Here is a 14,342-nt window from a genome sequence, read left to right as displayed (position 1 = left end):
ATATTACATTTTTAAAACCACTAAATTTAATTGAGAGTTTTGTTCCTGGCCCTAGACCTTTCAATGAAACAAATGTGAAAATTCTAAAGAAGAAGTGGTTAGTATCGACATTACCTACTTATATTTTGATTTTTTCATTTGGGAACATATCATACCAACTCATCATGCCCTCTGACCTAGATGTAAATTTAGGTGCGAGCCCATATAAAATCGTTTATTACCCTTTAAGATTTGATCTTCAGTGGAAGCATGGTGAGGTGAAAAGAATTGAATATGACATGACATCATCGGATGTTGTCAAAGGGGAAAAAAAAGAAGTAGTTTACTCATACTCTGAACTTGTAGAGCTTCCTGAGCTAGCGGGTAAATCATTTGAAGAACTCGGGATTAAGTACCGGTAAAAAACTACAAGGCTCTTTAGTGGCCCCGTAGGGAACGAATGGGGTAGTCCGGATTGCGACTACGAGTAGGTTTGTAGCGCTCAAACCGGAGGAAAGAAGATGTACTACTTTGCAGAGGATCCCTTCTAGGTAATGTAAACCTGGAGGGTATATGAAAAAATTAAAACAGCAGTACAAACACGCTGTTGATAGACAATCTGTGGATTATTTGTGGCATTTTTATCCCAGTATCCGAAGTGGTACTCACAAGCACTTTAGTACCAAACAAGAAAAAAGCTTTTTCTTCATGCATTTGGTTGAATGTAAAGGTTATCCGGTAAAGTTTCGTGCAGCTCGCGGGAACGCGCTGGCCGATCCTTGGGACGACTATTCGGCATATGTCTACGATATGGCAAAAAGCTGGAAGCATAACTCTAAGAGAAAGCATCAATATTACCGAGAAAGTTGATACTATCGATCTTCACAGAAGCTAAGTAATAAAATTGCATACTCAAACCGTTGTCCTTATGCTTGTTATATCAGCATGGGATAGCGGTTTTTTTATGGCAAAAAATAAATATTCGGCGTCGGAAACCCGATATGGACGCTGGCTCAAAGAAGGCCGGGGAAGTGGCCGGGGTGTTGATTATCAGCCTTGGCTGACGGTTCGGGATGTTCCTTCCGAAGGTCGTTCTCACCGTGTTTTCGGTCATAAGACGCAACGAATCCATCACCTTTTTTCCGATCTGGAACTCGCTATTTTCTTTACGCTCGAATGGAACCCTCAAATTACCGATATCCGCGAACAATTTCCTTTGGAACGCTCGGAGACTCGGCAAATTGCCAACGAAAATGGTATCAGGCATCCGGCGGATAGCGGTGTCGATCTGTATATGTCTTCCGATTTTCTGGTCAATAGCCTCAATACCAAACAGCCTAAATTTGCTATTCAGGGGAAATATGCTGAAGCGTTGCAAGATCCTCGGGTGGTTGAAAAATTGGAGATTGAACGCCGTTACTGGACGCAGAAGAAAATTCCGTGGTTTCTGGTAACTGAGAAAGATATTTCACCGGTGATGGTCCGGAACATTGGCTGGCTATATCCGTCGCAACGAGATGAGCTGACCGATGAGTTGTTGCGGGAAAGAACGGCTTATTATTCGGCGCAATTCGAGTTGTCTCCAAACCGAACCGTTGTCGATATGTGCAAGCATCTGGATGTCAGTTACCGGCTTCCGGAAGGACAGTCTCTGTATGAAATCAGGCAGCTTCTCGCTCATCGCTGCTTTTATTTTGATATGACAACGGAATTCCATCGTCTGTTCGTCACAGATCTCCAGCTTGAGAATATGAATCACCTGATAGGAGCGCGGCATGTTTCGAATCAATGAAGTGCTTGAGTTTGAACAGGAAAGATTCCGGGTACTGAGCTTATTAGGAGATGAGTTGATATGGATTTCTATCGACGATAAATCGGCCTTTCCGGTATCGGTTGATGCGGAAGTGCTTCATCGGGGGATTGAGGATGAAACATTACACCGGGTCGAAGACCCGTATGTTTATCTGACATTGGAAGTCCCTGAGGAAGGCAGCATTGCTCAGGTCAAACGAGACAAGAATTATGCTTTGATTCAACCGATTATCCAGTGCGAAGCATACTATCGCCCTGACCTGAGATCGAAGGCGATCAATGCAGTGATGGCGGAGCATAAGACAACCAAGCAGACCTTATATCGTTTGATTCGACAATACTGGCAGCGTGGTCAGATCGCTAATGCGTTATTGCCTGACTATAAAAACTCGGGAGGAAAAGGGAAACGTCGTCAGGCCGGGGGGAAGAAACTCGGACGTCCCAGAAAGTATATGCCTGGCACCGGCGTTAATGTTGATGAGTTTACCGAGCGCCTGTTCCGGATAGCGATTCAAAAGTATCTGCTGAACGACAAAGGGTACACGTTTCCTTATGCGCACCGCCGTTTCAAAGATATATATCAGACCTATTTCCCGGATATCCCAGAAGCAGAGATTCCGACCAACTGGCAGATGAAGTATTTCTATCAACGGGAATTTACTCAGGTTGATGTGATCCGCAAACGGACACATCCGAAGATCTACAACAAAGACATTCGGCCACTTAAAGGCACGGCCAATCTACACGCGCTTGGTCCCGGCTCCCGGTTTGAAATCGATGCGACCATTGCCGATATCTATCTGGTCTCGGATAGCAACCGGAGCTGGATTGTCGGACGCCCGGTCGTTTATGTCGTTGTCGATGTATTCAGCCGCTTGATCGCCGGACTGTATATCGGTTTTGAAAATCCGTCTTATGTAGCAGCGATTCAGGCACTGCAAACGGCAATGACGGACAAGGTTGCTCTCTGTCATCAATATGGGATAGAGATTGAAGCGCAGGACTGGCCGGCCATTGGGCTACCGGATGCGATTCTTGCCGATCGGGGCGAATTGCTTGGCAGTCAGATCGAAAGTCTTGAGAAAAGCTTTTCGGTCAGGGTGGAAAATACCCCGCCTTATCGAGGCGATGCCAAAGGGATCGTCGAACGGAATTTCAAAACCATACAGGCTGATTTTACGCCGTTTGCTCCCGGTGTTGTCACAGGAACGACGGTAAAGAAACGGGGCGGCAGAGATTATCGTCTGGATGCAAAGCTATCCATCTCGGACTTTAAAGAAATCATCCTCTCTTCCATTCTGTACCACAACCAGTTTGCCGTGTTGGGTAAGTATGACCGTTCCGACGATATGCCGGTGGATTTGCCTTCGGTGCCGATCGAACTCTGGCGTTGGGGAATTCAGCACCGGACCGGCCGTTTGCGTGCTGCGCCGGAAAGAGAGTTGAGACTGAGTTTGCTGCCTCGCGCAAGAGCGACGGTTTCTCCCTTGGGTATTTGCCTGTTCGGTCTCTATTACACTTGTGCAGAAGCAATGAGCGCCGGATGGATGCATCGGGGCAAAGCGACGTCTCGCCCGGAGAAAGTAACGGTAGCCTACGATCCGAATATTGCCGATGAGATCTATCTTTTCCCGGTGGAAGGGAAAAGTGAATTCTGGGTGGGTAAGCTTTCCGATCGTTCGCGTGAATTTATTCACTGCTCTTTCTGGGAAGTCTGGCAGATACAGGCTCGTCAGAAGTCAGTGACGGCGACATCAAAAGTGGTTTCGGATGAGAAAAAACGGGCGTATGAACGTCGGGTGATCGACAAGATTCAGCAGGCCGAAGCAAGAAGTCCGGATATTTCTGAGTTTTCTAAGTCTGAGCGAATTGCAGCGATCCGGCCAAACAGAAAAGCTGAATTGGAGAGTGAGAGGGAGGACCGGAAACCGACTGAACCGAGTCAACCTCTGGAACGTGCCGATGTCGTTCACTTGCCGGGTGTCGAGGAAGAAGATTACCAGTATCCCGGCTTTGTCAGTGAGCTGTTTGACGATGAGGACGATCAGGAATGAGTCTACCGGACAAATATGTGACGGCAGTTTATCGGGATACGGGCAACCCTTCTTATCAGGGAAATCCATTTATTGAGGCTTTACCGCCGTTGATGGAGCTGAAGCAGCTTAAAAAGGGACTTGAAGGAACGGTGAGCTTCTCACCGGAAAATACGTTGCTGCCACCCCGTCAGCGTGCGCATAGGGTTGCTTCGCTGTTGGATGATTTCTTTCAGCCGCTTGCGCAGCACGTACTGTTGGAAGAGAGGATCTCGATTATGATACGACGTGGTTATGTCGGGAGAAATCTTCAGGACGGTTCACTCAACAAACATCTGCAAAACGGCTATGAGCGGATCATGTCCGGTGATATGGCGAGTTTCAAGTTTCAGGATGCCCGCTCGACGGCCAGTTGTCTGTCATTGATCGGATGTTCCGGGAGTGGCAAAAGCTCGACATTATCCCGCATTCTTGCCACCTATCCTCAGGTGATTTATCACCAGCAGCATAATTTCTTTCAGATTGCCTATCTGAAAATCGAATGTCCGAATAACGGCTCTCTTAAGAGCTTGTGCCTTAACTTTTTCCGGGAAGTCGATCGGGTTCTCGGAACCAACTATGAATCGACTTATGGACTCAAGCGACACGGTATTCCGACGTTGCTGGCATTGATGAGCCAGGTTGCCAATCATCGGGCAATCGGCGTTCTCGTCATCGATGAAATTCAGCGGCTCAGTATTCGTCGCTCCGGTGGGCGCGAGCAGATGCTGGAGTTTTTCGTCGAACTGGTCAATACCGTCGGTGTTCCGGCAGTTTTGATCGGAACACCGAAAGCCCGGCCAATCTTTGAGGTTGAGCTTCAGTCGGCAAGACGGAGTACCGGACTCGGCTCTCTGTACTGGCAGCCGATGCCGCAATTTTCGGAGCAACCGAACAGTAAAAGCGAGTGGGAAGCTTTCACCAATAAGTTATGGCGCTATCAGTGGTTGCAACGGCGAGATGAGGTTCTGAGCGAAGAGATCCGTGACTGTTGGTATGAACTCTCTCAGGGGGGTCTCGATATTGTGGTGAAACTATTTGTGCTTGCCCAGCTCCGGGCAATCGCGAGCGGGCTGGAACGCATTACGGCGAAGTTGTTGCGGGCTGTATACGATGATGAGTTAAAGCCGGTTCATCCAATGCTGGATGCCATGCGCCGGGGTGATCCGGAAATGGTTTCCCGCTACTCGGATTTAAGGATGGAAGATATCGATAAACGGCTGCTGACGCTACATCGTAAGATTATTCAATTGCCTGAAGAAGCCGAGCTTCCGTTCAGTCAGAATCAACAGGCAATGCGCCTTTATCAGATGCTGACCCAGATGGATTGTCAGTCCGAATTGCTGACCCCGCTGGTTGAGAAAGTCTTTCAGGAGAAACCGGATCTGACATTGCGGGAGATGACGCCGTTGGTTCTGGCTTGGTATGACGAGCGGCCAAAGCTGGCTGCTACACCACCTAAAGCAAATAAGGTGAATCCGGTCAAAGCCAAAGATTGGCACACATTAGAGAGTCAGGACTTGCGCTATTTGTATGCTCAGAAAGATCAGGCGACGATGTATCAGACCGTGCGGGATCATGGATTGGTGCTGGATTTGCAGCATCCGGACAAGTGGGCAGTGTAGATGCTCGGATTGCCATGTCCCTATCCAGAAGAATTGATTTATAGCCTGTTGGCAAGAGCAGGACTTCACTATGGTATCGAATCACCGAAAGCGTTGCTGGATGAAATCTATGGTAATCGGCGAGTTGTTGCGACCATTGATTTACCTTGTCGTCTTGCTCAAATCGCAGCGCATTATCCCGAAACATTAGATCTGGATATCTTATCTCTTATCTATCGGCACACACTGTTTCCACTCTATGCGCCGTTCATTGAGGAACCGAAACGGCAGTCCGGGATCAGATGGATGTCTGGAGAGTCGAAAGGTGCGATTCATGCAGCTTTCGGTTTGGTGGCTTCCCGAGTTAAAGCACGGCGCCCGCTTCATTATTGTCCTCAGTGCGTTGCCGAGCAGCTTCATCACTCTGGAGAAATCTACTGGCAGCGTCTCTGGCAGGTTAGTGGGGCAGATATCTGTCTCGAACATGGGGTTGCTTTGCGAGTCTCCGGAACTCTACCTCGTCAACACCGACATGCCTATTTGATACCCAAAGTTCATTCAGAGGATCGGGACTGCGAAGTCTATCGGCCCGAATCTCAGGTTGTGACAAGATTTGCTTCAGCATTATTGTCTCTTCATCCTGAGGTTTCTCCGACATTTCATCAATGGAGTTGTTTTTACCGGGACTTGGCTCATTCGGCAGATTGTCGACGGAGAAGCCATGTTTTACATCAAGATATCAGTGCCAGAGTCAACCGGTACTGGTCGCATCAATGGCTGGAGAAGCATGGTTTGGCACTGACGAGCATCGATACATCCTGGAGCAGGGCCATACTGAGGAAACATCGCAAGTCGTTCAGTTTCCTACAGCATCTGGTCATGATCACGGCGTTGTCGGGAGAAGAACCTCATCCTGAATCTGTCTTGGTTCAGGTGAAACAGTATCCGCTCAAACCCCAACTTGTTATTTCGACTTACCGACAGGAAGAGGCAAATATCCGTGAGCGGCGCAAAGACTGGTTGATTCGGCTGAAGACAGAAGGCTGTCAACAGGCCAGAAAACACAATTGTGGCGCTTTGTACGCGTGGTTGTATCGTCATGATCGGGTATGGTTGCTCAGAATCAATCGGCGTTATCAGTGTTCCCATGTGACGGTGAATCAACGGGTTGACTGGCAGCTCCGAGATAAAGTCTGTGTGCGCCAATTGATGAGCCTATTGCCGGATGTTCGGGATGATTTGGCTGTTCCCCGATTGTCGAGTGCGTATTACATCCATCGTTCGAAAATGGCGGCCAGTGTGCTGGAAAAACATTTAGAAAAACTGCCCCGTACAAGGTCGTTTCTGAATGGTTATAGCGAATCGGTCGGAGAGTATCAGATTCGGCGGCTGACGAATGCAGCGTTGTCTTTATACCGGCAGCAACTCCCTTGGATGCGTTGGCGGCTGCTGCGTTCTGCCGGTCTCAGCGAAGAACGGCTAACACCTCTGGCAGCTTGGTTTCTAAAAGGAGTAACGGAAGGACTATGGGAGAATATCGATTTCAACATATCCCCGAAGATGCGGTAGTGCTCGGGGTCGGATCGCTCTTTCGTAAAAAGCGAAATAAATACTGGGGAATCAATCTGACGTTATCGAAGAAGTCAGAGCGGCCTTCGGTCAGTATCACCGGCGCGCCGCTGATCCGCCGTTTTAAACCGCTCAGCTCGCTACAGAATGATATCGCTAAAGGGAAACGCCTGTCGTTTACGATAGAAGATGCAACACAGTGGCAAAGAAAACCGCTCTCCGAGTGCGCCGCGATTCAGGCGATGAATTCAGTCGCCAACCGGGAACAATGGTGTTTTGAGATCATTCTGCCGGATGGGAAACAGCTCTATCTACCTCAGTTCGAACTGGCCCGTGTCTTGTTTTTCCACGGCAACTATCTGTCGCGTATCAGTCTGGAGCATGATGTGCTTTCCTCTGATTTCAATGTCCTGAAGGATGACGAGAAATGGCGGATCGATGTGATGCCGACGGCAACCTATCCGCTGGAATTGTTTAACGATGATCGGTGCCGGCGGTTTCTGAGCTGGATATTAATCGATCCTGAAGCAAGACATTCTTTCGACAGTATTCACCGACAAATGATGCAGGAACACCGGGTTCAGGGACAATATCAGCTCTGGGACTTTTCGTTTCAGCCGCCACCTCTGGCCGGAACCCGATTGCAGGTGACCGGTTGGGATGACAGAAAAACGAATAGCTTTTTTGTTTGGGAAATTCGCCGGGTTGATGACTTGCCGTCAGCGATGCCGGAGGAGATCGATTTTCATCATCCGGACTTCGAACAACAAGTCAGTGGCAAAGGTGGCGGAAGTTATAGCCGATCAGCAGAACGTCCCGATGAACATCTGTTGAATGACTTGGAAAGTGCTAGTCTGGACGTGAACCGAACGACTCTGGAATCGGATATGGTCTATCTGTCCTTCAAAACTGCCTTCAAGACCAACAGATTGCCATCCAAAGTAAAAATAACGCCTCATGGTACGCCGGATGATGGACAGCCCGGCCAGGCTTCATCCGAACTCTCTCCTAATGACGGCGATATAACCGGAGCGATGCCGGGAGCAGAATGGAGCATCGTCGATGACCAAACTGATGACGCACATTTGTATGAGAATAAGTTTGCTTGTTTCTTGCAGATGATCGACTTGCTTGAAACTGAACATGGTTGTCAGGTTCGACGCTACCCTTTAAGAAAGCTGCCCAAATTGCCGCGTTGTAAAAAGCATATGCTGGCCGACGATGCGAATCCTCGATGCATGGTTGTCATTGAAGTTACGCATCAGTCACAGACCTGTCATATTCTCGAAGTAGACACCTCGGATGCTGAAAAGTCATTGTCTACTATGATTGTCATGCTCAAAGATATTTCGCGGTTGGAAGAACAGGTGATCGAACTGGAAAAACAATTGCTTAGGAGAACGTTACGCTGGCCAAAAAGCTATCTGGATGACATTTGTGGTGAAGGTAACTTTTCCGGGGTTAATCATCCGAAGTCGAAGCATAAAGGGAAGATTGATCCGGCAGATGTTGAGAGTTGGGGGATGAGGTTTTTGGGATGGATTGTTTAAAGAATTGATATAGTCACTTTTAGAATTATTTTATTAGTTTATTATGCAAGTTGTTTATATGTGATTAAATGGAATTTATCTATGGAAAAAGTTCAGCTCGTACCTGCTAAACGATTCTTTGTTGAGATGCTGACTAGGGATATAGAGTTGGCGGATGCTATTTTGGACCTTATCGACAATTGTCTTGATGGTGCGATGAGGATACTGAATGGTGACAATTCTGGGCTAACACCTTATAAAGATTTTGAAGTCGATATATCTTTCGATGAAGAGCATTTTCGGATATCCGACAATTGTGGAGGAATTCCTAAGGAGGTAGCACTCCAGTCGGCATTTCGTATGGGACGACATGACAGTGAAAGGGATAAAGATCTCCCCACGGTCGGTGTTTATGGTATTGGTATGAAAAGGGCCATTTTTAAAATGGGCGAAGATACCTCTGTTGGGTGCAATACTGAAAATGGTTGCTATCGAGTCGACATATCAAAAGATTGGATGATAGATGACACTCTTTGGGAATTGCCTTTAATTGATCTTGAGGATTGTGGTGAAAGATTTGGGACAACGATAGAAGTCAAGCAATTAAGAGATGGAATCAAACAACAATTTATTAATCAAGACTTTATCGATGAGCTGTTTAAAATAATTTCGACTCACTTTTCTTATATTATTGCTAAGGGACTGAGTATCAAAGTCAATGGCGAATGTGTCACGCCTGATATTTCGATTACTCGTTTTGCAAAAGATTTTTCAAACAAAAAGGATTCGATCGCTCCGTATGTGTACAAAAATAATATGGATGGTGTCGACGTAGAAGTAACTATCGGGTTTTATCGATCACTTGGTACCGATGAGGAAGAACAAGACGAAAAAGATGGCAAATCTGTAAGTTCGCGAGCGGGTATAACGCTTATCTGTAACGATAGGGTAGTTCTTCATAATGATAAGAGTCACATAACTGGCTGGGGTGAAGCTGGAGTTCCTAGTTATCATACCCAATTCATAGGAATATCGGGTGTTGTCATTTTTCAATCTAATAATCCGGCCAAGCTTCCTCTGAAAACAACCAAGAGAGGAGTGGACAGTAGTTCTATGATATACGCAGTTGTTAAGGATAAAATCAGGGAAGGTTTAAAAATATTTACTGACTTTACAAACAAATGGAAGAAAAGCTCCAAAGGAGAACTGTCGAAACACTTCAAGGTGGATGAAACCGAATCGGCTCCTAGCATAACTCTTTCTCAAAAAGTAAAGGCAGAAGAATGGAGCAATGTCAGGAGAGATGGCGGTCAGGTATTCAAACCCAGACTTCCGCTACCAAAAGAAACAGATCCCACCGAACGTATAGTTTTTACGAAAAAAAAGAGTGAAATACGAGCAGTATCCGAGTACTTGTTCGATGAAGTACGTCCGACGACATTTGTTGGGGAATATTGTTTCGATCAAATTCTTAAGAAGGTGTGATATGTCCGGAACTTCAATACCGTATCACCTTCGGCCTAACAAAGCAGTAGAACGGGGGTTGTTCATTCAGTCTCTCCGTAAAATAAACAAGTGGGTGAACATATCTGATTATTGTTACATTGGCTTTGGAGGCCCCTTTTTGGAGGATTTCAAAGTATTGCATCATGAATTGAAGATCTCCGATATGGTCTGCATCGAGATAGACGAGAACGTACGATTGCGGCAGCAGTTCAACAAGCCGCTTTCATGCATAGACTTTTTAGACGGGGCTTGTTCGGCTACAGATTTCATCAACGAGTATGAGTTCGATAAGGCGTCCATCGTATGGCTCGACTTCGTATCGTTCAACGATTTGAATCATCAGCTGTCGGACGTAAGCCGGTTGTTGAGCAACTTGTGCCATGGAGACATCTTCAAAGTGACTCTGAACGCGAACTCGGCAAACTTGGGAAATGTAGATAACGAAACAAAACAGCATGAGTACCGACTTGAGAAGTTCAAAGAGCTGGTAACGCCAGAATACGAACCTCATGGCTTAACGGAAGAGTCTATGTACTCGAAGGTATTTCCAAGCACCCTTCTGAAAGCGTTGAACAGGGCCGTGTCGAAAGGTATGGCTTCGACCTCTCTACTGGAAGCTGTTTCATTAAGCGCGTTTGTATATGAGGACGGTCAGAAAATGCTGACTGCTACAGGAATTGTGCTCGACAAAAGCAAGAAGGAAGAGTTTTTCGAAGAGTCACACATTCGTACTTGGCCCTACTATTCTGGCGGTTGGGAAAAGCCAAAAAATATAACGCTGCCGGCTCTATCTGCTAGGGAAAGACTTCAGGTCGAACAGATGCTGCCGGATGGAAGTTACGAAGAAATAAGGGATAGTTTGGGATTCTATATAGGTTCAAATGAACGCTCTGCAAAAGAACAATTGGAGAACTTTATGTCCTACTACCGTTCATTCCCTTGGTTTGGCAAGTTTGTATTGTAGAAATAACGTTTAATTGTACTAATTCAAGGACGTTTGGATTTAGCGGTCGCTTCTATCAGGATTTTTTGCGATAATATTCTGATAAAATGTTTTTGGAAGAGTAATGATGAAATCAAATCCTACAATAGTTGATCTGTTCTGTGGTTGCGGCGGTTTCGGGCTCGGCGCTGAATTGGCAGGGTTTAGAACGGTAGCTGCGGTTGATATAGATCAGACCCTGCAATCTGCATACAAAAAGAACTTTCCCGAAGCTCACGTATTGAACGGCGATTTGTCCCAGTTGAATGAAGAGTCTTGGCGAATGATATTGAATGGTGTCGAAGTGGACGGTGTCATCGGCGGACCGCCTTGCCAAGGCTACAGTCGAATGGGGAAATCAGATAAAGAAGACCCCAGAAGGACACTATTGGGACACTTTTTTAGAAACGTTAATATTATCAACCCCAGTTTTTTTGTCATGGAAAATGTTGAAGGGTTGATGGATGAGCGGAACGTTTACGAGTTGGAAAATGCGGTAAAGATTCTAGACAAAAAGTACAAGGTGCTTAAGCCGATGATCGTAGACGCTTCCTTATATGGGGCGCCGACCAAAAGAAAAAGAGTAATACTAATCGGATACGACCCTAAGAGGTTGCCCCCGCTTACAGCCTGCGACTTTCAACCGGAAGATGGCCTAAACACCACAGTATGGGATGCCATCTCGGATTTGGCTTCCCCCATCGCTCAAAGTAAAGACAAAGAAAATTTCGGTTGGAAAAAGTACCCCGAGCAGGACGGGCTGTCTGCTTATGCGCAGAGAATGAGAGCCTTGCCAGGAAAAGGACTAGGTTGGAACGAATCACTCGAGAAGCTGAGGGGAGGACTGGTTAGCGGGTATTTCGATACCAGGCATACGGCTTCCGTAAGGCAGCGCTATGCCGAAACAGAGCCGGGAACGGTCGACAAGATAAGCAGGGCCAAAAAGTTGGCCTGGGACGGCTTATGTCCGACTCTTCGAGCCGGAACCGGTTCGGACAAGGGCAGCCATCAAGCGGTACGTCCCCTTCATCCCGAGCAGCCCAGAGTTATAACCGTTCGAGAAGCGGCAAGGCTTCAAGGCTTTCCCGATTGGTTCGTTTTCCACCCTACAAAGTGGCATAGTTTCAGGATGATAGGGAACAGTGTTTCGCCAATAGTGTCCGAGACCATTTTAAGTAGAATAAAGCAGAAACTTGAAGTTAATAAAAACTCTTCGAGAAAGGTCGTGTAATTACAATAAATAGGAAAGTCGGATGTCACAAGTAGAAAATACCGATGAAGTAATAATAAATACAGGTATTGAACCATCATTTCTAGCTGAAACGCTTACCACTGATATTGAACTTACTGATGCATTATTTGATTTGATTGACAATTCAATAGATGCCGCTAGGGATCAGATTTTATTGCAAGATAATTTGAAGTCCGACAGCTATGGGTTGCCAGCAGATTATTCAGGCTACCATATTAGGCTAAGATTTTCCGCTAATAGTATAACAATCAAAGATAACTGTGCTGGATTTGATGAAGATACACTGACTAATTCGGCGTTTATCACCGGAAGGAGGTCAAATCATCAGTTTGGTATTGGACATTATGGCTTAGGTTTGAAAAGAGCTCTACTGAAGGTGGGAAGTCGCTTTGGGTTGGTAACGGACAATGGTGTAGCAAGATACAGAGCTATCTTTAACTCATCATCTTTTTCTGGAAGCGAAAAAAACCAGATCCCTGCAAGAAGGTATCCAACAAAAAGTAAACCATTTTCACTTTTTACGGTCTCCGATTTGTTTGCTGACATTAGATATCAGATAGCGGATCCGGCTTGGTTCGACTATGCAAAAAACAAGTTAGGGGTACGATATGGAATCTTTATTCAGAAAGGATTACAGATAACTATAGTGAATAGCACTTCAGATGGTCGAGTCATTCATCGGGTTGAAAGTTCAATTCCCAATGTGAGGAAAGGAAAGCCTTTAACTCCATTTAGTGACCGAATGAATATTGACGGACTAGATGTGTATTTTAATGTTGGTGTTCACGAAAAATATAAATTTGCAGGCGAAGAAGATCATGATACAAAAAAGAATGGGTTAATAAGTGAAGCATACGGATTGTATTTTATAAGTAATGACCGAGTCATTGTCGATGCTAGCACAGATAAAAAGCATGGTTTCACTACATCATGGCACAACGAATACAGCGGTTTCATTTGTCTCATTAGGATGATTGGTAATGACCCTGGTAAGCTTCCATGGAATACAGCAAAAACGGAACTTAAACTAGGCTCCTCAGCTTTCATCAGAATTAGAGAAAAAGTTGAGCAAGTTGCTAAAGAGTACCGTTCAAGATCAAAGACTCTAATTAATATCTGGAAAGATATAAGAAACGATTCATCCATTGAAATGGATGAGCGAAAAGTGGTTTTTGCTGAGCGAACAGGACTTACTTTTAGCAAGCTACCGAAAAATGCTAGTAAAGCAGTAGAGAAAGACCGTACTAAGATCAAATCGAAGAACACCCCGTTGAAGGTAGGAGAAAAACCTAAAACAACAGCCGTTGAAGCAAAGGATATCAAAAAACGAGCAGAGAACAACAAAGGAAATCATACTCAGCACTGGATTACTTTACTCCCAGCCAGATTTCCAATTTCTGAAGATCATGAAGTTTTAGACAATTTGATTATCGAGTCTATTTCCCTTGAAATGCGTAGTGCACCACATGCGAGCTCTATGCTGTATAGATCATTGTTGGAAACCGCATCGAGAAGGTTTGTTAAAAGTCGCAACTTATTCGTTGATATAAAAGAATATTATTATTCTAGGGGGGAGGGGAAGCGGAAAAATCATTCGGAAGAGTATAGGAAAAATCAATCGGTTGATTTAAATATGGTTGCTGATTGGTTGGTTGTGCAGAGCGACATCTTTCCACCTGAAGAGAGAAATGAATTGAAGGTATCTGCGAAGAAAATGAAAGGGCATATCAAAATACTGAATGGGATAGTTCATGGTCTTCAGCCTACCAATGATTCTCAGTTGTCTATTATTCGAAATGATACGATACAGATGCTCCGATTCTTAGTTAGCTAATAAAATACTAAATTGATATCAGCTCAATTTAACATTGCATAAGTTCTGAACCTTCTGATTATATTGGATATAGGTGGTTAGTTAGAAAACAGAGTTGATACTATGAAACTTTATTACTCATAATAAACAATAAATAGAGATTTTATTCATATTCAGTATGATACTTTATTTTTCAAGTACGCTAAAGTCATGCAGCAATACAA

11 protein-coding genes are annotated in these 14,342 nt (G+C 45.3%); all 11 read left to right on the top strand.

Annotation, left to right across the window (positions count from 1 at the left end; genetic code table 11):
* On the top strand, window positions 1-401 hold a 401-nt coding region (locus tag CAG60_RS14650; RefSeq protein WP_161439258.1), incomplete at its 5' end, for a hypothetical protein.
* Between the two features lie 151 nt (window positions 402-552).
* On the top strand, window positions 553-849 hold the full coding sequence (locus CAG60_RS14645; protein ID WP_161439257.1) for a hypothetical protein: 297 nt from the start codon (window positions 553-555) through the stop codon (window positions 847-849).
* Between the two features lie 94 nt (window positions 850-943).
* Window positions 944-1,771 carry a TnsA endonuclease C-terminal domain-containing protein gene (locus CAG60_RS14640; protein ID WP_161439256.1) on the top strand — a complete coding sequence of 276 codons (828 nt, stop codon included), beginning with the start codon at window positions 944-946 and terminating at the stop codon, window positions 1,769-1,771.
* Window positions 1,755-3,845 carry a Mu transposase C-terminal domain-containing protein gene (locus CAG60_RS14635; protein WP_161439255.1) on the top strand — a complete coding sequence of 697 codons (2,091 nt, stop codon included), beginning with the start codon at window positions 1,755-1,757 and terminating at the stop codon, window positions 3,843-3,845. Before CAG60_RS14640 ends, CAG60_RS14635 begins: the two co-directional genes overlap by 17 nt.
* Entirely contained in the window at window positions 3,842-5,488 is a 1,647-nt protein-coding gene (locus CAG60_RS14630) for an AAA family ATPase (protein ID WP_161439254.1), read from the top strand. The genes CAG60_RS14635 and CAG60_RS14630 overlap by 4 nt, the downstream gene beginning before the upstream one ends.
* On the top strand, window positions 5,489-7,036 hold the full coding sequence (locus CAG60_RS14625) for a TnsD family Tn7-like transposition protein (RefSeq protein WP_161439253.1): 1,548 nt from the start codon (window positions 5,489-5,491) through the stop codon (window positions 7,034-7,036). It begins immediately after the preceding gene.
* A complete protein-coding gene (locus CAG60_RS14620; protein WP_161439252.1) occupies window positions 6,994-8,586 on the top strand; it encodes a Tn7-like element transposition protein TnsE in 1,593 nt (530 codons plus the stop codon). The genes CAG60_RS14625 and CAG60_RS14620 overlap by 43 nt, the downstream gene beginning before the upstream one ends.
* 81 nt (window positions 8,587-8,667) lie before the next feature.
* Window positions 8,668-10,050, top strand: a complete 1,383-nt coding sequence (locus tag CAG60_RS14615; protein ID WP_161439251.1) for an ATP-binding protein — start codon at window positions 8,668-8,670, stop codon at window positions 10,048-10,050.
* Window position 10,051: 1 nt separating this feature from the next.
* Window positions 10,052-11,035 carry an O-methyltransferase gene (locus tag CAG60_RS14610; protein ID WP_161439250.1) on the top strand — a complete coding sequence of 328 codons (984 nt, stop codon included), beginning with the start codon at window positions 10,052-10,054 and terminating at the stop codon, window positions 11,033-11,035.
* 103 nt (window positions 11,036-11,138) lie between these two features.
* The gene (locus CAG60_RS14605) at window positions 11,139-12,284 is read left to right on the top strand and encodes a DNA cytosine methyltransferase (protein ID WP_202598596.1); all 1,146 of its coding nucleotides are present in this window, start codon (window positions 11,139-11,141) and stop codon (window positions 12,282-12,284) included.
* A 22-nt stretch (window positions 12,285-12,306) separates the two neighbouring features.
* On the top strand, window positions 12,307-14,139 hold the full coding sequence (locus CAG60_RS14600) for an ATP-binding protein (protein ID WP_161439249.1): 1,833 nt from the start codon (window positions 12,307-12,309) through the stop codon (window positions 14,137-14,139).
* Window positions 14,140-14,342: the final 203 nt, after the last annotated feature.

The organism is Vibrio sp. V33_P6A3T137, from assembly GCF_009904835.1.
GTDB lineage: Bacteria > Pseudomonadota > Gammaproteobacteria > Enterobacterales > Vibrionaceae > Vibrio > Vibrio metschnikovii.
This window is presented reverse-complemented; position numbering and strand designations above follow the sequence as displayed.

Bases quoted from the DNA above. Each gene is read 5' to 3' on its own strand.
- CAG60_RS14645 (WP_161439257.1), top strand. From the start codon at position 553: ATGAAAAAATTAAAACAGCAGTACAAACACGCTGTTGATAGACAATCT.
- CAG60_RS14640 (WP_161439256.1), top strand. From the start codon at position 944: ATGGCAAAAAATAAATATTCGGCGTCGGAAACCCGATATGGACGCTGG.
- CAG60_RS14635 (WP_161439255.1), top strand. From the start codon at position 1,755: ATGTTTCGAATCAATGAAGTGCTTGAGTTTGAACAGGAAAGATTCCGG.
- CAG60_RS14630 (WP_161439254.1), top strand. From the start codon at position 3,842: ATGAGTCTACCGGACAAATATGTGACGGCAGTTTATCGGGATACGGGC.
- CAG60_RS14625 (WP_161439253.1), top strand. From the start codon at position 5,489: ATGCTCGGATTGCCATGTCCCTATCCAGAAGAATTGATTTATAGCCTG.
- CAG60_RS14620 (WP_161439252.1), top strand. From the start codon at position 6,994: ATGGGAGAATATCGATTTCAACATATCCCCGAAGATGCGGTAGTGCTC.
- CAG60_RS14615 (WP_161439251.1), top strand. From the start codon at position 8,668: ATGGAAAAAGTTCAGCTCGTACCTGCTAAACGATTCTTTGTTGAGATG.
- CAG60_RS14610 (WP_161439250.1), top strand. From the start codon at position 10,052: ATGTCCGGAACTTCAATACCGTATCACCTTCGGCCTAACAAAGCAGTA.
- CAG60_RS14605 (WP_202598596.1), top strand. From the start codon at position 11,139: ATGATGAAATCAAATCCTACAATAGTTGATCTGTTCTGTGGTTGCGGC.
- CAG60_RS14600 (WP_161439249.1), top strand. From the start codon at position 12,307: ATGTCACAAGTAGAAAATACCGATGAAGTAATAATAAATACAGGTATT.